We start from the raw sequence: 20,750 nt of genomic DNA, 5'->3' as shown, positions 1-20,750 counted from the left end.
TCCTCCTTATATATACCCTAGCTTTCTAACTAAGGCTTATAAATATGGATATTTTTTAAAATTACTTATAAGATTCGGACAATAGAAATTATTAAATGAGAATGCTAGCACTGAGAAATTGGTTTATCTACCATTCTAGTTTATTTGTTGGCGTTTGCAAAATATTGTATTTGTATAGTATTAAATTCCTTTATTTCTATATTTGTCTTTTCTTCTTACTTTTCTCCAAAAATTTTATTTTTAATGGCAATTCCAGTTGGTGTGGCTGCCACTCCTCCTAAACCTGTCTCTCTTAACTCGCGTGGCATTTGTCTGCCTATTTTATACATGGCTTCAACAACTTCGTCGGCACTTATGATATTATCTACGCCGGCCAATGCCATGTCCGCTGCAACTAATGCATTGGCAGTTCCTATAGCGTTTCTCTTTACACAAGGAACCTCTACCAATCCAGCGACTGGATCACATACTAAACCAAGCAAATTTTGAAGGGCGGTTGAGAACGCTTCCGATGATTGCTGCGGTGTTCCGCCGGCAACTTCTACTGCGGCAGCTGCCGCCATTGCCGAGGCACTGCCTACTTCAGCTTGACATCCTCCAAATGCTCCAGCAATACAAGCATTATTTGCTACTATCATTCCAAATAAAGCAGAAGTGAATAGAAAATGAACCATATCTTCGTGACTTAACTGCAACGTATCTTTAATACCGAATAGGACCCCAGGAACTGTTCCGCTCGCGCCTGCTGTTGGAGTTGCACAAATTGCCCCTAACGAAGCATTTACTTCATTAACACCAATTGCATGTTGAACCCCAAATACCATCATATCTCCAGAAAGAGTTTTTCCACGTTCGCGATATTTTTTGATTTTAACAGCATCGCCACCAGTTAAACCGGTCGGAGAAAATACCCCGTCTCCCTCAATACTTTTATTTATGGCATTTTCCATAGTGAGTAGATTTTTTTCCATCTTGCTCCAAACTTCATCATAGGTAGATTTAGTTTGTTGGATTTCCTGCTCAATGGCTAATTCATAAATGGGTTTTTGCCTTTTATTAGCTGCATCTACGATTTCTTTTATGGTCATGTACATAAACTTTTCACCTCCCTAGGATATTAAAGAATTATAATAGTAGCTGTATTGCTAAGTTCCTTCAATTTCTGCTGAACATCGTTACGTAACTGAGAGTCCAATGTAAATGCAAAGAGGTGTTTTCCATCTTCTTTTAAACTGGTAAAACTATTAATATCCACATCATTTTCTTTAAGGATCCTGCGTAACCCAAATTCAAGGTCATCTTTTTCAGAAATCGCTAGTATAACTGGTAATGGTCCTTCAAGATTCAATCTAAACCCGTCCATTTCAATCTGTTTGACCTCAATCATACCGCCGCCGACCGAAATTCCCATCGTTCTAATACTTCTATTTTCATCCTCCAAATAGACATCTACAGTATTGGGATGACCGGCAGGACTATCAATCACTTCTTCAATAAAAACAATCTTAATTCCCTTAGATTCTGCTATTTTAATAGCATCAGGCACTCTGCTATCATCAGCGGCAAATCCTAATATACCAGCAACAATGGCAAAATCAGTTCCATGACCTTTATGAGTTTCAGCAAATGATTCATAGTACCGGACCAAAACTTTTTTTGGAAGACCTTGAAATAATTTATTGGCAACTGCTCCAATAGCTAAGGCACCTGCTGTGTGCGAACTCGAGGGCCCTATCATTACCGGACCTATTACATCAAAACAACTTTTATAATTAATAATCTTTTTTTCTTTAACGGGTGCTACATTAATACTCATATAAAATTCCCCCACCCCATTAAATTACTTGATCTTTAAAATTGATCTTGCACTGTAAACTTTCAATAGATGAACATGGCTTGTACCAGTGAGCTTAATAGAGTTTTAACTCCGCTTTAATTGAAAAGGTTTTCATTACTAACCAATAAAATCGAATCGTATTTATCTCGAATACTAACTAACATTGCCATCATTTCTTTTGCAACTTAATGCCTTCAAAACATAATTAACAGCAATTCCTAGTTGTTCCATAAATCCGATTCCAGATACACCACCTTTAGCAAAATTTAGAAAGCATAAGGTTAAAAACGGTACCGCAACTGCTCTAAAAAATCCTTATAAAGTGTTTCAAGCTGACCTTGGAAATCTATTAATTAATTTCCAATAATTTATTACAGTAGTTATTATTTACTACTCGCTCAAAGTATCACATAATTGGTTTAATATGTCAATACGATTTAATAAAAACTTATTTTTGTAAAAATTTATTATTAGAAAGCCTTTACAATCTGCTATAATTATTGGTAGATTATGTTTCAATTGGTTCTATTATCTAAGGGTTGCTTAATAACATTGATAATCCCCAACCTTCCCTAACCACTGAGCAAGCGCATAAATACAGGTGCAAAAATGAAGACTTGCATGTAGGTTTTAACTTACAATGCTTGTAGTTAAATTGGTAACTATTCTTTGATCTCGATGTTCCATTAAAAAGAGTTTCCTAAAAGGAGGAAAACCTAATTGGATAAAGATCTATTTCGACATTATCAAACTATAATGAATTATTTTGGTGAAATTTTAGGACCTAATTATGAATTTGTATTACATATTTTAAATCCTAATGGAGGTTCTCATATCGGTCATATTGTCAATGCTGACTTGAGCGAAAGGTCCTTAAATAGCCCATTGACTAACTATGCAAAAAAGTTAATCAACGATAAGGTTTATTTAGACAATGATTATGTTGTTGGATATGTTGGGGAAGGACCGCGGGGTAAAAAATTTCGTTCATCCACTTTGTTTATAAAAGATCATGAAGGTCAATTACAGGGACTTTTATGTATAAATTTTGATGCAGACGTTTATCGAAAAGTCGCCAAGGATATATTAAGTTTAGCCAATCTAAGCTTTGATATTAAACATATTGAAATGAAAACTGAACAAGAGAAACCTGTAGAAAAGCTTCAAGATAATGTAAGTAATATCATTTATACAGTAATAGATAGAGATATCCTCGAATCTGGAGCCCAATTATCACCTGACCAAAAGAAGCTTGCTATTTCAAAATTAAAAGAGTATGGGATATTTGATATGAAAGGCACAATAAGTGAAGTGGCAGATATAATGGGAATGTCCGAGTCCAGTGTTTATCGTTACCTTCAAATGGTATCACGAAGCAAAAAAGCAGTACCGGTATAATAAAGTGCATGTCAATTAAGCTGGAGAGTCCGAGGAAAGACTAGATATCTCGCAGACTTCCCAGCTTATTCTTCATTCAGTATCCCTCTATACCTCACAAAGTCCTACAGGTTGTCATCCTACAGAAAAATATACATCCCGAAACCTACCAAGAATGCTTGATTTCTTAAAAGAAGTAACTCATTCATTCATCGAAGCTCTGAGGATACCCCATTTAACACAATATAACACTTAGATAACAGTCCGACTGTATGGGTTCTATTATGAACCATATACTTGTTTGTACTATACTAATAAAGAACCCTATACCGAAGGAGGAGACCTCAACATGAACGAAGTAATGCAAACCTTATTATCTCACCGCTCCATCCGATCTTATAAAAACAAACCAGTCGAGGATGTACAACTGGGACAAATCATTAAAGCTGTCCAATCTGCCCCAAGCTGGATAAATGGACAACAGGTTTCCATTATTGCTGTTAAAGATTCTGAAAGGAAAAAGAAGTTTGCAGAGCTATGCGGCGGGCAGAAGCATATTGAAGAGGCCCCTGTATTCCTCGTATTCTGCTCAGACTTTTATAGAGCATATGTATCCAGTAAAATCGAAAAAACACCATTTGCTGTCTCAGAAAATATTGATACATTATTGGTCGGTGCTACAGATGTTGGGATTGCTCTTGAAGCAGCCATTACTGCAGCCGAATCATTAGGCCTTGGTACAGTCTGCATTGGCGGTATACGCAGAAATTTAGATAAAGTCATAAAGGAACTCAACCTTCCTCCATTTGTTTTACCCATTTCAGGTTTATGTATCGGCTATCCTGCAGAGGATCCCGGCTTAAAACCACGCCTGCCAGTTAAAGCGGTCTATCATAGCGAAACCTATCAGCATGATATAAAAGACGAAATCGAATCATATAATCAAACATTTTCAGATTACCTGTCAGAGCGTTCCCGGGGTACACAGACTGGGACATGGACTAAAGCTGTAGCCAGCTTTTATAGTAAAATTTATTATCCGGGCGTTGATGAAGCAATTAATCAACAAATGCAGATTAACCGAAAAAAATAGATGTTAAAGATAAAGGAAGAGAAGCCTAAACGCTCCTCTTCCTTTTATTTTTCACTTTGTATCTCCCAAATCTATTGATGGTCCCTTCACCTTGCCTTGATTGCTTTAGTAATAAAAATTGATAGAAATATCCTCACATTATTCTAGGACTTAATACTCCTTATTTCACTATAAAGAAGATTAATATGCTCTAAAAGTTATATTAGATGAGTAATTTCAAATTCCATGGTAAAATATCTATTAATTCTCGGAATTTGGAATATAAGGATAAATATAATAGTTTAGTGTCAGAATTTATGGCTGAGAGCTAGGAGGAATCATATGAACTTAACAAAGAAGATAATCTTTGCACTGATACTAGGTGCCCTTGTAGGTCTTTCCCTAAATATTTTCTCCCCATCTTTATTTGAAACACTCAACAAATTTCTTTTCGATCCTTTAGGTACCATCTTTATCAATCTGATTAAATTGTTAGTAGTCCCAATAGTTTTGTTTTCTATTATTTTAGGTGTAGCTGGCCTGGGAGATCCTAAAAAATTAGGATCCATCGGTTTTAAAACCGTTTTCTACTTCCTATGCACTACAGCCATAGCCATTATATTGGCTATCGTTCTTGCTATGGTAATTTCACCGGGAACAAAAGGTGAATTTGATACAGAAAATGCAACTTTTGAGGCTGAAGAAGCCCCTTCAATCGGAGAAACGTTCCTTAACATTATTCCTGATAATCCAATCATGGCTATGGCCGAAGGTGATATGCTCCAAATCATTTTCATGGCTGCTTTAATTGGATTTGCATTAACTGTTTTAGGAAAAAAGACAGAAGGAATTGTAAAATTGGTTGAACAAGGTAATGAATTGGTTATGTTTCTTGTAACCTGGGTAATGAAATTAGCTCCTTATGGAACTTTTGGTCTTATTGCATCAGCAATTGGAGAACAAGGTTACAGTGCAATGAAAGCGATGGCATTATATATGATTGTCGTTGTACTTGGACTAATCATTCATACTATCCTTGTTTATGGTGGAACCATTCTCTTTTTTGCACGTAAAAGTCCACTATGGTTCTTTAAAGGCTTTGCACCGGCCATGACAGTAGGATTCAGTACTTCAAGCAGTAATGCAACTTTACCTCTATCCATGGAAGCCGCACAGGACAATTTAGGTGTTAAAAAAGAAATATCTAGCTTTGTTCAGCCTCTGGGTGCGACAATCAACATGGACGGAACAGCCATTATGCAGGGTGTTGCCACCATCTTTATCGCTCAAGTCTATGGTGTAGATTTATCATTCACTGCCTTAGTTACAGTCGTGATAACGGCCGTCATTGCAAGTATCGGCACAGCAGGTGTACCTGGTGTAGGCCTGATCATGCTTGCTATGGTACTAAGCTCAGTTAATTTACCTGTAGAAGGTATTGGGTTAATCCTCGGAATCGACCGTATTCTTGATATGGCACGAACATCTGTCAATATTACTGGTGATGCAGCTTGTGCTGTCATGATCAACGAACAAGAAAAAAGAAAAGAAAATGCCGCATAGTCATAAATTCTAATATTCTATTTTATTTGTATAATCCTTATATCCACTGCATCTTTATTGTGATAATCCTGACCAATAAAGATGCAGTTTTCTTATTTAATGCTCTATTTTTAGTGTATCATGGACCTGCTACACGCTAAGCAAAAAGCTGTAATTCCATAAAATATATTTGTGGATTTACAGCTTTTTACTTATTTATTTGTATTGATTCAATTCATTTAAACCTTAACCCTTGAAGTTGATTCAATCCTCTATACATCCTTCTTCATTATGGTCGCAAAACCCAGCAAAATCCAAACCCTTCAAGATTATACCTTCACACTTCAAGTTAGCACACTTTTTGAATTGATGAACCCTGACAAGAATTAATCTAATGATATGGTATGGATGGTTCCACAGAAAATTCTCAAAAAACTAGAAGTTAAAATTTAAGTGATTGAAAACAATGACTATAGTGAGGCTGACTAACAATAATCGTAACCATAAGTTGGATGGGCTTCACTCTATTTTTCAAAGATCCTATCACGTTTTATCATTTTGATTCATATAAAATAAAGTATGCCTCAAGCGCTTTTCCGAAGGGACAAGAACTAATTATGTTAGAACTTAACCCACAATCGGTGTGGACTAAGGCCGTTAAATATGTTAAAAATATGCCAATTTGGTTTTTAATTATGATCCCTATCATGGCTTGTCTTTTCAACATTTCCCCCAAAACGTTCTACTGTTGCTTTACTTGGCTGGTTAATATCTTTAGGACGAAATATACGTATGACCGTAATGAAAAAAATCTTTGTATCTAAGAAAAAAGAACGATTATCAACATACCAAACATCTAATTTAAATTTCTCTGCCCAGCTTATCGTATTCCTTCCTTTGATTTGTGCCCATCCTGTAATACCAGGTTTAACCTCAAAACGACGGAGCTGTTCTTCGTTATATAATGACATATATTCTACCAACAACGGTCTTGGCCCAACAAAACTCATGTCTCCCTTAAGGACATTAAAAAGCTGTGGCAATTCATCTAAACTATAATGCCGCAAAAATTTCCCAAATGCTGTTAATCTTAGTTCGTCTGAATATAATTGTTGGTATTGATCTCTTTCATTTGTCATCGTACGAAACTTATATATATAAAAAGGTTTCCCTTGAAATCCTGACCGCATCTGTTTGAATAATATAGGAGATCCAAGCTTTATTCGTATCGCTGCCATTATTGCGATTATTAGGGGTAATAAAACTATAATCAGACCAGAAGAAATGACAAAATCAAATAGCCGTTTCACTATATCCCCTCCTTTTTGTCCAAAGTATTTATCCTATATATATTTCAAAAAATTTTATACGTTCGGATTGAACATCACCATTTAAGCCCAAATACCCCCACAGTAAGGATTAAATGTAGACAAATCTTGTTAATGAAGGCACAAAAAAGAGATTTCACATTTGTGAAATCTCTTATCAATACCAGCAGTCCATTCTATCTCTTTATGTATTCCTTTATTGAGCAGCATATCCTCCGTCTACAACAATTTCTGCTCCTGTCAAAAAAGTATTTTCTATTGCAAAAATGATTGCATGTGCAATTTCTTCCGGTTTACCCAAGCGTTCGATTCCTTTTGATAGCGGATGAAGTGATTTTAACATTTCAATTCCTTCTGTTCCTGCAACATCCTCATTTACCATACCTGTAATAACATAGCCAGGATGGACACTGTTTACACGAATGTTATATGGAGCAAATTCTAAAGCCAATGATTTTGTCATTAATCTTACAGCTCCTTTACTAGCATTGTAGAAACATACACCTGCTGAACCTACTAAGCCAAGAATTGAAGAAACGTTAATAACCGCCCCACCCATGCCTTGTGCAACCATCTGTCGAATCGCTTCACGGCTGCAATAAAATACACCATTTTGATTAACCCCTATGTATTTTTCGTATTCATCAGTTGGAAGATCTAGTGTAGAACCTCCTCCTCCTATACCTGCATTGGCAATCATAATGTCAAGGTGTCCATATTTTTCAACCACGTGTGACACCATATCCTTTACTTGATTTTCATCCGATACATCCACTTTTAAACGGAACTACTTGAATACAATCATAAATCTATCTTCATTAGTGGTTCCTTTACTGATGCAGCCTTGACATCTACACATACTGGCCAAAGCCAACTTTGGATACAGAATCTACACATATTCAAGCAAACTGCAATAAAGTGTAATGTGTAATGAGAGGGTCACGATATTGATTGATTATCAATCATCGGAAGTAGCTGAAAAGTAATTAAACTGACCTATAAAAAGCCCCTTCAAAGTTAGACGCAAATCTAAATGGAGGGGCAGTTCAAAATTAAGGATGCTTCTAAATATAAGATTACATGCTATTGTAGCTTTCTATATAACTAATAAATCCAACATTATAGTAAGTTGTACCTTTCTAATTATCTATACAAGAACGTTTCATCAACATATAATTCTTAAGTTTAGCGATTACTCTTTCCGCCCCACATTAAAATACCTCGCCTCCGGATGCGAAAAGACCATCGCAGAAACTGATGCTTCAGGATTCATCATAAATCCTTCCGTCAATTGAATTCCGATATCCTCCGGTTTTAGCAACCTGAACAGCTTTTCCTGATCTTCGAGATTCGGACAAGCTGGATATCCGAACGAATAACGCTGACCGGTATACTTAGCACTCAAACGTTCTTTCATTGTCATATCAATAGAGTCATGGATTCCCCAAGCATCCCTCATAAGATGGTGGACTCGTTCGGCTAATCCTTCTGCACATTCGAGTGCGAGTGATTGGATGACATGGCTCTTTAAATACTGCCCTTCTTTTTTCCATCCTTCTGCTATTTCCTTTATGCCTTTACCAGCTGTGACAATCATCAATCCTACATAATCCTGTACACCTGATTCCTGGTCCCTTACATAATCAGATAGGCATAAATAAGGCTTTTTAGATTGTCTCGGAAAGTTAAATGTTTCGAGTACTTCGTCCGGATTAGCTGGAGAACATATTTTCAGGATTTCTCCATCACTTTTAGCAGGGAAATATTGATACATCGCTGATAATTTAATCTGATTGTTTTCGAGAATCTCATCAACTATAGCTGCAAGTTCCAATAATTTTGGATTTTCTTCCTCAAACAACCGATCCACTTTCCCCTTCATTCCAAGGTGATGGCCAAATAACATTTGTTTATTTACATATGGGTACACCAGAGATAGTGGGTAATCCTGTAGAATATGCCGGTTTAAGTCCTCGGGGACTGGTACATTCTCTTGATCCTTCACTGTTTTATCACGTTTTTCTGCCACTTGAATATCCCTTTTTGTTTCAATCGAAATCACTTCTGCTTGCTTATTCGCTTCTGCCTCTAGCTGAGCGAGAAAGGATGGCCTTTTTTCTTCGTCATGGAGCTGATTGATTAAATCGAGTCCATTCATGGCATCCTTTGCATAAAAGACCGGTCCATTATATTCAGGAGCAATTCGCCCCCTAGTAAATTTCCTGGTAAGAGCTGCTCCTCCTACTACAATCGGAACATCAATTTCCGCTTCTCTTAAATCCTGAGCGGTAATAACCATCTGTTGGGCTGATTTTACCAACAAGCCGGACAAGCCAATAATAGTTGGGTTCTCCTTTCGGACGGATTCAATCAAGGTTTGCGGAGCTACCTTAATCCCTAGGTCAACCACTTCATACCCATTATTGCTCATGATGATATCAACGAGATTCTTCCCGATATCATGTACGTCCCCTTTAACGGTTGCCAGCACCATTTTTCCTTTTGTAGACGTTGTACCTGATTTAGTCATCAATGGTTCAAGCTGCGAAACGGCTGCTTTCATAGCTTCAGCACTTTGCAATACTTCAGCTACGATTAACTGGTTATCATTAAATAGTTCCCCAACCTTCGACATACCGGCCATTAATGGACCGTTGATGATATCAAGCGGCTCCATCCCTTTTTCAAGAGCTTCATCAATATCCTCCTTCAACCCGTCCTTTGTCCCTTCGATAATGTATTCAGGCAGGCGCTCCATTAATGGAAGTTTTTCTTTTGTTTCCTTTTGAACAGGCTTTTTAGTCCTATAAAAAGCAACAAACTCAGCAAGAGATTCTTCTGAGTTATGAAACAAAAGATTCTCTGATAATTTAACTTCCTCCTCAGGGATTAAAGCAAATCGGGTTAATTTTTCTGTATTGACAATCGCATAGTCCAATCCGGCCTTTGTACAGTGGTATAAATAAACGGCATTCAGGACCTCTCTTCCCTCATTTGGCAGTCCAAACGATACATTACTGATACCTAAAATCGTTAATGTTCTTGGAAGTTCTTTTTTTATGGCCGCCAGTCCCTTTACCGTTTCCGCTGCACCTTCCCGGTATTGTTCATCACCAGTGCCTACCGGAAAAACAAGCGGATCAAAAATGATATCCTCCGGTACGATTCCATACTTTTCTGTTAACAGCTGATACGATCTGCGGGCAACCTCCAATTTCCGTTCTTCTGTTACGGCCATCCCTTTTTCATCAATTGTTCCAACAACCAAGGCTGCACCATACTCTTTTGCCAATGGAACAATTTTCTCAAAACGTTCTTCCCCATCCTCTAAATTAATTGAATTAATGATTGCTTTACCCTGAGAATGACGAAGTGCCTTTTCAATGACCATTTCATCTGTTGAATCGATGACAAAGGGCACCTTTATTTTTTTAGCTGCTTCTTTCATAAATGCTTCCATATCAGAAACTTCATCGCTATCTGGATCAGCTAGGCAAACATCTATTACATGGGCTCCTTTTTTAACTTGCTGTCTGGCAATCTCGGACGCTTCTTCAAATTTCCTGTCCTTAATCAGATTCTTAAACTTTCTGGACCCGATTACATTCGTCCGTTCACCTACAAATAAAGGTCTCATTGAATCATCATAGATTAAGGCATCAATACCAGAGACCGCATGATTGCCCTGTTTGCCTTTCATTTGTCTTGCTTCAATTCCGGTAACCGCTTCTTTAATAGCACGGATATGGTCAGGAGTCGTTCCGCAGCAGCCGCCAACAAGATTAATCCATCCTTTTTCGGCAAATTGCTTAACCTTCTTGCTTAGTGAAGATGGTGATTCATTATATTGGCCATTTTCATCTGGTAATCCCGCATTTGGGTAACAGCTTACTGCTGCAGTGCTTAATTCAGATAAAGACCTGATATGGTCAGCCATGAACTCGGGACCGGTTGCGCAATTAAGCCCGATTGCAAGAGGATTCATATGCTCGCACGATATATAAAAAGCTTCAATAGTTTGACCGGCTAGAGTAGTTCCCATGGGTTCAATTGTTCCTGAGATAATCAATGGTATTTCCCTGCCTAAAGATGAGAATGCTCTTTGCATTCCAATATAAGCTGCTTTCACATTTAATAAATCCTGCGATGTTTCCAAGAGTAGCAAATCAACTCCCCCATCAAGCAGGCCCTTCGTTTGCTCTTCATATGAATCTGACAATTGTTCAAAAGTGGCTCCGCCTGTTACGGATAAGGTTTTGGTTGTAGGTCCCATTGAGCCTGCGACAAAGCGAGGGCTGTCAGGACTGTCAAATTGTTCAGTTGCTTTTCGAGCCAATTGAGCTGATTCTTTATTCAGCTGATATGCCAGGTGACCAAGATTATATTCATCCAGTACAATTGGAGTTGCCCCGAATGTGTTTGTTTCAATAATATCCGCACCTGCTGCCAAGTACTCTTCATGAATCGATTGGATTACATCCGGGCGGGTTAGCGTTAAATACTCATTACACCCATCGTATTTTTCCCCGCCAAAATCATCCTCTGTTAATTGATGCGCCTGAATCATGGTTCCCATTGCTCCATCTAGAATAACTATTCTTTCAGCCAATAACTCTTTCAATTTTTCTGTTCTCATGATAGATGCACTTCCTTATTTACAACTGATTTCTGTTCTTTGATGTACCGAACCAAATGCCCGCTTAATTCATATTTCATAAAAGGTGTAATAATATAGATACCGTTAAATAGTTCACTTGCCGCGTCCACTAATTCTTTTGAAATGGCAAAGCTTTCGCGAGCACAGGCTTCCTTATCCGTTCCGGCTCTTTCCATCGCCTCTCTAACATGAACCGGCAATGAAATACCTGGCACTTCATTATGTAAAAACTCTGCATTCCGGTGACTCGTTAAAGGCATAATGCCAATAAAAATCGGCTTTGTTATATGCCTGGTTGCCGCGTATACTTCCTCTAATTTTTCAATACTAAACACGGGCTGGGTTAAGAAATAATCAGCTCCAGCCTGAATTTTCTTTTCCATTCGCTGTACAGCTTTATCTATGTACTTTACATTTGGATTAAAGGCAGCTGCGATATCGAAATTCGCCCGGCTACCCAGCGATTTTCCTGAATAGGAGCGCCCCTCATTCAATTGCTTAACCAATGAAATCAGGTCCATTGAAGAAAGATCATATACAGAAGTCGCGCCCGGAAAATCACCAATTTTTGAAGGATCCCCAGTCACCACCAACACCTCTGATAATCCAAGGGAATGCATGCCCATTAAATGAGATTGCAAGCCAATCAGATTATGATCTCGACAAGTTAAGTGAACAAGAGGCACCGTATTTAACTTTGATTGTAAAATCGACGCTACCGCAAGATTGGATATTCTCGGTGACGCCAATGAATTATCCGCAAGTGTAATCGCATCGGCACCCGAATCTAATAGGTAGCGACTTCCTATTAAAAAATCCTCCAGGCCGAACGTCTTTGGCGGGTCCAACTCCACGATAACCGTCGTTTGTTTTTTTGCCTTACCTGAAATTGTATCTGGACCTTTTCGTTTATATTGAATGATTTCATATGATATAGGCTGATGCTTCGGCTTGGCTACAAAATCTTTCACCTTTACAGGATGAAGATCTTCGATTCCTTTACGAATGGCCTGAATATGGGCAGGAGTTGTACCACAGCATCCACCTAGCAGCCGGACCCCCTGCTTCACAAGCTGCCTTGAACTATTAATGAAATAATCCGCTTCTGTCGAATAGACATATCTTCCATCTGATAAATCAGGTAAGCTGGCGTTTGGATAAGCCGCATAATAGGTATCTTCCAATAAAGGTACTTCTTCGTAGGAGCGAATCATATGATATGGACCCATCCGACAATTGATGCCTAACACATCAGCGCCTGTTTTTTTCATAAGAGAAAACGCCTCACTGACATGCATACCATTTTGCAAAAGGCCTGTTTCATGCAGAGAAATATTCGCGATAAGAGGAAGATCACTCATTTTTCTAGCCGACTCTATTACCGTTAATAATTCGTCTAAATCATAATAGGTTTCAAGTAAAATGCCATCCGGCTTTTCTTCCAATAAAGCGGTCAGCTGTTCATCGAAATATCCCTTAATTTCCGTTAGTGTTAATTCTGATTTCCTAAAGCTCCGCAAGCCGCCAATCGTGCCGATGATGAATGTGTTTGGATCAGCCGCATCTTTCGCTATTTTCATTCCGGCTCTATTAATTTGAGAAACTTCCCTTTCGAGACCATAGCGCTTTAATTTATGAAAATTTGCGCCGAATGTATTCGATTGAATCACATCAGCACCAGCCTCAATATAACTTCTATGCATCTTTTTGATCTGATTGGGGTTTGTCAAATTAAGCTCTTCAAAGCAACTATCAATTCCAAATGAATATAAAAGTGTTCCACTCGCCCCATCTGCGACTAGAATTTTTTCATTTAACGTTTCCAGTAGTTTCACTGTCTTTCCCCCTAATTAGTTGGTTAATGTCTCTGATGAGGAAAACAGACTAATAGAAAAGAGCTTTCATCATGAAAGCCCTCTTTCCTAAGGTCTCTCATCTCTCAAGCATTGCTTGCTGGATTTAGCACCTTGGATTACCATCCAGGTTGCTGAGATTTCAACGGGCCAGTCCCTCCATCTCTCTAGATAAGAATATGAAATTATATATTTACTTAATTTACTATAAATTTTCAGTTATTTCAATCTATTTTGATAATTAATCCAAAAGAGTTAACGATTTAGTATTTTGGGTATGTATGGGGTAGGAGTGATGTTAGATGAAGGAAATAATAACGAATCAGTTTAAAAATCCAACTGGTGTCCTCGGAAAGATTGCAGGTAAAATAATGGCCTATGAAAATGAGGAATTATACGAATGGACATTTGATCAATTGACTATTACCCCAAATGACACACTGCTAGAAGTTGGTTTTGGCCCAGGTGAAGGAATGCACATGCTTTTTGAGAAGTACCCTACCATCCAAATAGATGGTGTCGATCCATCAGAAGAAATGGTGAAAAATGCGAGCAAACGAAATCAAGAACAACTCAACCGCAATCAGCTTCGTTTGTTTAATGGAACTGTTCTCGGGATTCCCAATCCAATGGTGTACGATAAAATATTTAGTGTAAATAGCTATCCATTATGGGAAGATCAAGAGGCTTGTATTCAAAAAATACATTCTTTATTAAAAGAAAATGGCAAATTGACTATAACCGTGCAGCCAAGGCAGGAAGAAGCAACCGAAGAACAGGCTCATGCCTTTGCCGAAGAGATTAGAGAGGTGCTAACTAATACAGGCTTTAAGTCTATTAAGGTTCAAACGAAACCACTCAAACCGTGCTTATCTATAAATGTCACAGCCATCAAATAGCCCTTTTTATGAATATTAGAAATTCCACTCAAGCTTAGACACTCTTTCTATCTGACCCTTTTCAACCTATAAAAACCATAAGCTCCTCCATCAGTTTTGATTGAATTTCTATTATTTAGGGTATATTATAAACATATACACATATATTAAAAAACCAGAGAGCTGGATACTCCCTGGTACAACTATAGAGCGAGTGGTATGCAAATAGTTTAGTTCTTAGAGGAACCACCCTTATGCTTTGGTCGGCGCGGGGTGGTTTTTCGTTTGCCCTTTAGCCGAAGATTGGCGAATCGCGTGGCGATGCCAGCAGCAAGGGTCGTAAAAAAGATCATTGCTACATCTTTTGCCAGAGCTATTAGAAAATCCATAAGTATATCACCTCCCTTCTCCTTTATATAAGGAAAAGAAGGTGCATACCACCCGCACCAAGTAGTTGTATGAAAATTATACCATATATGTTATTGATAACATAATGACTCTGGTTGTCTTTTCAAGGTAATTGAATATCCATATCTCTTGCTACTTAATCTCTTTTATTTTCTTTTGTTGTCGCCGTTATCCAACTAGTATTTCTCCTATTAAATCGATTTTTATCAATTCCTATATTCTTATGAAAATTCATTTCCGTTATCCTGAACCTCTTCTGCCATACGAAATTCAACACAAAAAGGCATTAATCCTTTTCGAATAAATACCAATAAATGGAATAGTTAATCAAAATAAACAGGTTCCTGTGGATTATATAAATGCTTAAACGCTAATTCAATTTGCGATACAGTATTCCTGGCTAGCGATAAAGATGGCAGTTCATTTTCCGCAAAAAATTCAACTGCATTTGTTTCGATACCCTCTTGTGGTTTCCCGCCTATGATTTCACATTGGATAAATATTTTATAGACGTGATAAAGGGATGGTGGATGAGGATGACATTTTTTATCGAGAACAGCTATTATTTTTTTCGCTTTAACATCAAAACCTGATTCCTCTTTTACTTCCTTAACCACAACTTCACCCGGAGTTAATCCAATATCACCCCAGCCTCCTGGTAATGACCAATCTCCATCATGATTTTCTCTCACCATTAAAATTTTATTTTCTCTAAATACAACAGCTCTAATATCAACTTTTGGTGTTGCATACCCTGTTTCATTTGCAAAAAGTTCTTTTATTGTTTTATTTTCCAGATTTGTATGCTGAGTCAATATTTCAACACTTATATTTCTTATCATCTCAAATCTTTCTAAGTCATACACATCTTTAGAATAGGTTAGTCCTGCCTGGGCAATGGATTGAAGCTGTTTAGCCCATTCTAGCCATTTAGGTTCCAATCTTATTCACCACCATTGGATTATCAATTAATATTACCTTAAAAATTATATTTCTCTCTTTCAGCTATCCTTACTTAACATTGTTAATCTCTATTTCAGTTTTACTGAACTTTTATTCCACACTGAAGTAACCTAACTTTAGCTGCTTTAAGCGAAATGCTAACACTATAAGAAAAGGAGCAGCCTAAGCAACCCCTTTTAAATAACATCAATAATTTCCCTTGTTCACAGGCCTAATAAGCACTCCTAATTTAACTATTAGTTTAAACACCCAATAAAAGAAAAAGAAGTTAAACAAAAAGCCAAACGAGACTAAAGAAAACAGCATTCCACCATGATAAACTAAAATATCAGCAGGAAAACCGAAATAATAATCACCAATACTCTTATCAAATCGATAACCTAAGGTAGGAACAACTACAACAATAATAGTTGATATAAGACTTACTATTGATAATTTTAGTTTTTGGGCATTAAATTTGTTGATGTTTAAAAACGCAACTATTACTAACCCATTGATTAACAACCCAATAATCAAATCAATCATACTAAAATCCCCTTGTTTACTTATTCCAGAATTTTTCTTTATAAATTATTATAACAAATATTTCCTTAGAAACCTTTTGTTATTTTCAGACAGCCAAGATTTCCATAAAAAATAGCCGTCCATAAGCCATTATGGCTTATGGACAGCCTATTACGATTTCGAACCTTTTATTTTCCGATATTCCCCAAACGTAAATACAGTAGCAATGATAGCAAGCCATGCACATCCTGCAATATACCCTGCAATTACATCACTCGGATAATGGACACCCAAGTAGATTCGGCTGTAGCCCATCGTTAAAATCATAAAAATACAAATCGCATAGACAGCCAATCTAATGGACCAATTCTTCGTGATTCTAGTAGTTATGATCATAAGTGCGCCGTATAGGATAAAGGATGACATAGCATGACCGCTCGGAAAGCTGAAGCCATTTACCTCGATCAATGGATTCAATGTTGGTCTCTCGCGCTGGAAAATCCATTTTAAGTAATGGTTAACATAACCGCCCGATAATGTCGTGATGATTAAGAATATGACACTTAATACACGTTTTTTAAATAATAAAAACACAGAGAATAGGATAACCAATAGAATATTGCCATCAACTGATCCAAGATTAGTTATAAAGGTAAGTACTTTTGTGCTTAATTCATTAATACTCCCCTGCACAGCCTGGATGATTGTCATATCAAAATGATAAAGCTCATTCTCATTTATGTTCTCTGCAATATCTACGAATAGGATGGTACACACAATAAAGAGGGCGATTAATACGAAAAAGGTGATTACATGAACATTTAAAAAGGTATTCGTCTGCTTCTTCATTTCTGCCCTCCTATTCTAATATGTATTAGCTCAGCCTATTTTAGATTCTACAAATGCTTTAGCATGTTGTTGGAATGCTGAATAAGCATCTGCCTCTTCTTTATAGACTTTCCTTTCTCCAAAGCTAACATGTAGTGTATCCAAATTTAACTGAATAACCGTTTCATACTCATACGTTGCATTGCCAATCAAATCAATCCACGTTTCATCTGGCAAATCATGGACCTGGCACAGTACCATTCCGCCTGGATTATAGACGTGCAGAACTGCTTCATCAGCCAACTCATCAATCCATTTCGTAACAAGGCTTGAAGCTGACATTGCCGTTCCGCAAGCATCCGTAAAGCCAACACCTCGTTCAAATGTGCGAACAAAAATGGATCCTTCCTCCAGACGGGACACGAAGCTGACATTCACACCATCTGTAAACCAGTCATTCTCACCATTCAGCATAGTTGCTATTTTCTCTTGTTTATCCGAATGGATTACCTCTTTATCAACAAGACTGATCAGATGTGGATTTGGTACTGACAGGGTTGTGAACGTAAGATTCTCGTCAATACACGGCAGTCTTTGATTGATGATTTCGTCCATTTCAGTATTCATGGGCAATGCACTCGTTGCCTTGATAACCGGAGATATTTCGACGCGGTATGTAGGGATATCCTTATACATGTCCGGCTCTTTCTTAACCTGTAGGGTGGCTTTCATCGTTTCTATCAGCAGGTTATTTTTCTTCAATTTTTCTTGAACATACCGACCTACACAACGGAGTCCATTCCCACACATGGATGCTTCTGAACCATCTGCATTAAAGACTCTCATTCTGGCATCTGAGGCCTCACTGTTTAACACAAAGAGAATTCCATCTGCTCCCTCTGTGCCCGTCCGCTTGCACATATTTATAGCCAATTGGCTTCGTTCTTCATCTGTTAATGACAGCTTGGTATCCATTTCATCGATTAAATAAAAATCATTGTTAGAACCATGTACTTTAATTATCTTTATATCCATTCTCCTGCTCCCTTCAAACAACATTCTCTTCACTATTTCACCATTATAAAACATATTGTGCAACAAGCTAAAGTTTAGCGACGTTTATAGGAGTGGTCAGTGGTTTTGCTGCTGAAGGTAATCAAGGCAAAAGCAATAGCCTATTCTCTTTTCATCCTCTGTTGCTCCTTCCGTAAATGTCAGGAGAGGTGTATTGGGATCAAGAAAATGTTTACTGTAGTATGCCGGCATCCATCCGCAAGAATAATGTACAATTTTCCGCTTATCATATGTTTGTTCAACAATGAATTCAGATCCATGTAGGATTTCACCGCCATATTGGCGGATTCCATATGGGTTTGCCACATTGCTTGTACTTTTTTTTCCCAGTTGTTTAGATTGCTTATACCTGCCTAATTGTTCTTGCTCAGACGTTAAAATTTCAATATCCCCATTTAACCCAAAACGGCTTCGATACTCACATAATACATGACCGTTGCTGTCAGATAAGATATATCTTCTCGGTAAAAAAATAAGCAATGAAGCTGGAATAATCCACATCCAAATATTTTCCCGTTTATCTTTAAGAGATCCAACCAGATTACCTTCTGGTGAGAAAATAGCCATATGAAGGGTCGGGGCTGGTAAAAATCCAAGGAAATATTGGCTGTTCGTCAGCGGTGAGCCCTCCTCATCAGCCTCTTTCGCTTCCGGAAGTTTCTTCATTCTGCTTTTCAGTCTGAAATTACGATTCATAGAAAAAAGAACCAGCACTATAAAAGGACAGGTAACACACGCAGCTAATATGATATCGAATCCATTCAACCAGGCAAACAAAAAACAGAGAAGACCGACTACAAAGTATGCAACTAATTCTGCTGTATATATACTATGAATTTTTTGGTAATAATGCTTAGTAGTCAAGGATTTTTCACCGCCAATTTTTTAAACCTGATAACCATCCATACATTCTATGCTGGACATTTCCAAAATAGTAACGGATTTAAAAAAGACCCGGCAGAAATAATGCCAAGGTCTTTAGCTATTGCTATTTCAATATTCGAAGTGTTAATGGGATTTGATAATATTCTCCAGAATATGCCTTTACAGCAGCCACTATTGTAAATACCAACACATATATTCCAATCAGCCAAGCAAGGATAAAACCAATACCGATGAACGCCAATATAAATGCTATAAAGGTGTAAATCGTGTAGCTGATTAAAAAGTTTAAATATTCCTTACCATGATAATCGATAAAATCTGAATCATTTTTTTTAATTAACCATATAACGAGTGGCCCAACAAGCACTAAGAAAAAACTGCTGATATAGATGGCTACTGCCCATAATTTATCATTTGTATTTTTCATTATTTAAAACCTCCTGTACTTCTATATAAATTTATACGATTCATTCCTCATTTAGGTTTCAAAGCTTTCATGATTTCTTTCAGTTCTTCATACACTCTATACAGAAACTATAGACAAGTATAAAAATTTGGTTTTGTAACCTGCATGAGGAGGCTGACTAATTTGTTTGAAGAATGGAAAGCAATAGTACTGGGGATCACCCAGGGACTTACTGAATTTCTCCCTATCTCCAGTACGGGTCACTTATATTTAGGGAGACATTTATTCGGTCTCGATGAAGCAGGATTATTACTGGATACCCTGCTGCATACAGGGACACTAATTGCATTGCTGATTTTTTATTGGCATGAAATTATAAAACTTCTTAAAAAACCATTTTCGAAAATGACATTCCTTTTGATAATCGGGACAATCCCTGCAGTATTAGCAGGTGTACTATTCAATGATTATTTTGAAGGTATTTCTAAATCCGGGGTTACAATTGGTTGGGAATTCCTTATAACTGGAATTGTTTTATGGTATGCAGATATTATGCCCAAACAAAATAAAAATTTAGAGAGCATTACTTATAAACAAGCGTTATTTATTGGAACTTTCCAGGCGGCCGCCATTTTCCCAGCCATCTCTCGATCCGGTTTTACGATGGCAGCTGGACTCTTCAGCGGGCTTAACCGTGAAACCGCTGCTTACTTTTCCTTCCTTCTCTCCATGCCAGTAATATTCGGAGGAATATTATTTAAGAGTAGAGATTTATTCACAGGACCCGTCGAAGCGATTTCATTTCAAGGTTTATTTCTCGGTACAATCTTTTCTGCTATATTTGGTTATCTGGCTGTTTCCTGGATGATTAAATACATTAAAAATCATTCGTTAAAGCCTTTTGCTATCTATGTCATTCTATTGGGAGCTGTCATATTAATACTTCAGCACCTAAATATATTTTAATTTATTATGGGATAAAAATAGGCATTAAATTCCGTTAAAAAGATGTACAAAAAATGACGAAAAAAAAATATATCATTTTACTAAAAATTCTTGTATGATACTTTCAGAAATAGTTTATTTTTGAAAATTGTATAAGCGAAAATTAGGGAAGGCAAATGGTGCGCCACCAGTA

The 20,750-nt window shown here is 37.4% G+C and carries 18 protein-coding genes and 1 riboswitch; of the genes, 5 read left to right on the top strand and 13 right to left on the bottom strand.

The genetic code is table 11. The annotated features are described in order from the left end of the window. Positions 1 to 215 precede the first annotated feature (215 nt). Together sdaAA and sdaAB are read right to left on the bottom strand one after the other, a co-directional pair. Positions 216 to 1,094 (bottom strand): L-serine ammonia-lyase, iron-sulfur-dependent, subunit alpha, encoded by an 879-nt coding sequence (gene sdaAA, locus AC4BHP_RS04635; protein ID WP_490551433.1) that lies wholly within the window; start codon positions 1,092 to 1,094, stop codon positions 216 to 218. Between the two features lie 23 nt (positions 1,095 to 1,117). Continuing rightward, positions 1,118 to 1,816 carry an L-serine ammonia-lyase, iron-sulfur-dependent subunit beta gene (gene sdaAB, locus AC4BHP_RS04630; RefSeq protein WP_139891822.1) on the bottom strand — a complete coding sequence of 233 codons (699 nt, stop codon included), beginning with the start codon at positions 1,814 to 1,816 and terminating at the stop codon, positions 1,118 to 1,120. A 741-nt stretch (positions 1,817 to 2,557) separates the two neighbouring features. Here sdaAB and AC4BHP_RS04625 point away from each other — a divergent pair. The 3 genes from AC4BHP_RS04625 (at position 2,558) to AC4BHP_RS04615 (ending at position 5,849) form a co-directional block, all read left to right on the top strand. After that, positions 2,558 to 3,235, top strand: coding sequence for a helix-turn-helix transcriptional regulator (locus AC4BHP_RS04625; RefSeq protein WP_148629805.1), 678 nt, complete (start codon positions 2,558 to 2,560; stop codon positions 3,233 to 3,235). A 328-nt stretch (positions 3,236 to 3,563) separates the two neighbouring features. Beyond that, on the top strand, positions 3,564 to 4,307 hold the full coding sequence (locus AC4BHP_RS04620; RefSeq protein ID WP_490551429.1) for an NADPH-dependent oxidoreductase: 744 nt from the start codon (positions 3,564 to 3,566) through the stop codon (positions 4,305 to 4,307). Between the two features lie 321 nt (positions 4,308 to 4,628). Further along, a complete protein-coding gene (locus AC4BHP_RS04615) occupies positions 4,629 to 5,849 on the top strand; it encodes a dicarboxylate/amino acid:cation symporter (protein ID WP_490551428.1) in 1,221 nt (406 codons plus the stop codon). Between the two features lie 668 nt (positions 5,850 to 6,517). Here AC4BHP_RS04615 and AC4BHP_RS04610 read toward each other — a convergent pair. The 4 genes from AC4BHP_RS04610 to AC4BHP_RS04595 form a co-directional block, all read right to left on the bottom strand. Continuing rightward, complete coding sequence (locus tag AC4BHP_RS04610) at positions 6,518 to 7,138, bottom strand: sugar transferase (RefSeq protein ID WP_490551426.1); 621 nt, start codon at positions 7,136 to 7,138, stop codon at positions 6,518 to 6,520. 214 nt (positions 7,139 to 7,352) lie between these two features. Further along, positions 7,353 to 7,931, bottom strand: coding sequence for an SDR family NAD(P)-dependent oxidoreductase (locus AC4BHP_RS04605; RefSeq protein ID WP_490551424.1), 579 nt, complete (start codon positions 7,929 to 7,931; stop codon positions 7,353 to 7,355). Positions 7,932 to 8,348: 417 nt separating this feature from the next. Continuing rightward, the gene (gene metH / locus AC4BHP_RS04600; protein ID WP_490551421.1) at positions 8,349 to 11,792 is read right to left on the bottom strand and encodes a methionine synthase; all 3,444 of its coding nucleotides are present in this window, start codon (positions 11,790 to 11,792) and stop codon (positions 8,349 to 8,351) included. Further along, positions 11,789 to 13,648, bottom strand: a complete 1,860-nt coding sequence (locus AC4BHP_RS04595) for a bifunctional homocysteine S-methyltransferase/methylenetetrahydrofolate reductase (RefSeq protein ID WP_066107052.1) — start codon at positions 13,646 to 13,648, stop codon at positions 11,789 to 11,791. The genes metH and AC4BHP_RS04595 overlap by 4 nt, the downstream gene beginning before the upstream one ends. A 94-nt stretch (positions 13,649 to 13,742) precedes the next feature. Continuing rightward, positions 13,743 to 13,844: riboswitch (SAM riboswitch) on the bottom strand. A gap of 124 nt (positions 13,845 to 13,968) precedes the next feature. On the opposite strand from AC4BHP_RS04595, the gene AC4BHP_RS04590 reads away from it, so the two are divergent. Beyond that, positions 13,969 to 14,565, top strand: a complete 597-nt coding sequence (locus AC4BHP_RS04590) for a class I SAM-dependent methyltransferase (protein ID WP_066107055.1) — start codon at positions 13,969 to 13,971, stop codon at positions 14,563 to 14,565. A gap of 209 nt (positions 14,566 to 14,774) precedes the next feature. Here AC4BHP_RS04590 and AC4BHP_RS04585 read toward each other — a convergent pair whose 3' ends face one another. From AC4BHP_RS04585 to AC4BHP_RS04555, 7 genes are all read right to left on the bottom strand, one after another. Further along, a complete protein-coding gene (locus AC4BHP_RS04585; protein WP_490551420.1) occupies positions 14,775 to 14,933 on the bottom strand; it encodes a hypothetical protein in 159 nt (52 codons plus the stop codon). Between the two features lie 342 nt (positions 14,934 to 15,275). After that, positions 15,276 to 15,893, bottom strand: coding sequence for an NUDIX hydrolase (locus AC4BHP_RS04580; RefSeq protein ID WP_490551419.1), 618 nt, complete (start codon positions 15,891 to 15,893; stop codon positions 15,276 to 15,278). Between the two features lie 208 nt (positions 15,894 to 16,101). Beyond that, positions 16,102 to 16,440: a hypothetical protein gene (locus AC4BHP_RS04575; protein WP_139891815.1), complete on the bottom strand. Its 339-nt coding sequence runs from the start codon at positions 16,438 to 16,440 to the stop codon at positions 16,102 to 16,104. 150 nt (positions 16,441 to 16,590) lie between these two features. Further along, positions 16,591 to 17,268 (bottom strand): phosphatase PAP2 family protein, encoded by a 678-nt coding sequence (locus AC4BHP_RS04570; RefSeq protein ID WP_490551414.1) that lies wholly within the window; start codon positions 17,266 to 17,268, stop codon positions 16,591 to 16,593. 30 nt (positions 17,269 to 17,298) lie between these two features. Next, positions 17,299 to 18,282: a diaminopimelate epimerase gene (gene dapF, locus AC4BHP_RS04565; protein WP_490551413.1), complete on the bottom strand. Its 984-nt coding sequence runs from the start codon at positions 18,280 to 18,282 to the stop codon at positions 17,299 to 17,301. 96 nt (positions 18,283 to 18,378) lie between these two features. Then, positions 18,379 to 19,185, bottom strand: a complete 807-nt coding sequence (locus tag AC4BHP_RS04560; protein WP_490551412.1) for a hypothetical protein — start codon at positions 19,183 to 19,185, stop codon at positions 18,379 to 18,381. 124 nt (positions 19,186 to 19,309) lie between these two features. Beyond that, positions 19,310 to 19,633 (bottom strand): DUF4870 domain-containing protein, encoded by a 324-nt coding sequence (locus tag AC4BHP_RS04555; protein WP_490551411.1) that lies wholly within the window; start codon positions 19,631 to 19,633, stop codon positions 19,310 to 19,312. Positions 19,634 to 19,795: 162 nt separating this feature from the next. Here AC4BHP_RS04555 and AC4BHP_RS04550 point away from each other — a divergent pair, with 162 nt between their 5' ends. Further along, positions 19,796 to 20,578, top strand: a complete 783-nt coding sequence (locus tag AC4BHP_RS04550; protein WP_490551409.1) for an undecaprenyl-diphosphate phosphatase — start codon at positions 19,796 to 19,798, stop codon at positions 20,576 to 20,578. Positions 20,579 to 20,750: the final 172 nt, after the last annotated feature.

This window comes from Pradoshia sp. Z4_20 (assembly GCF_058216035.1).
This window is presented reverse-complemented; position numbering and strand designations above follow the sequence as displayed.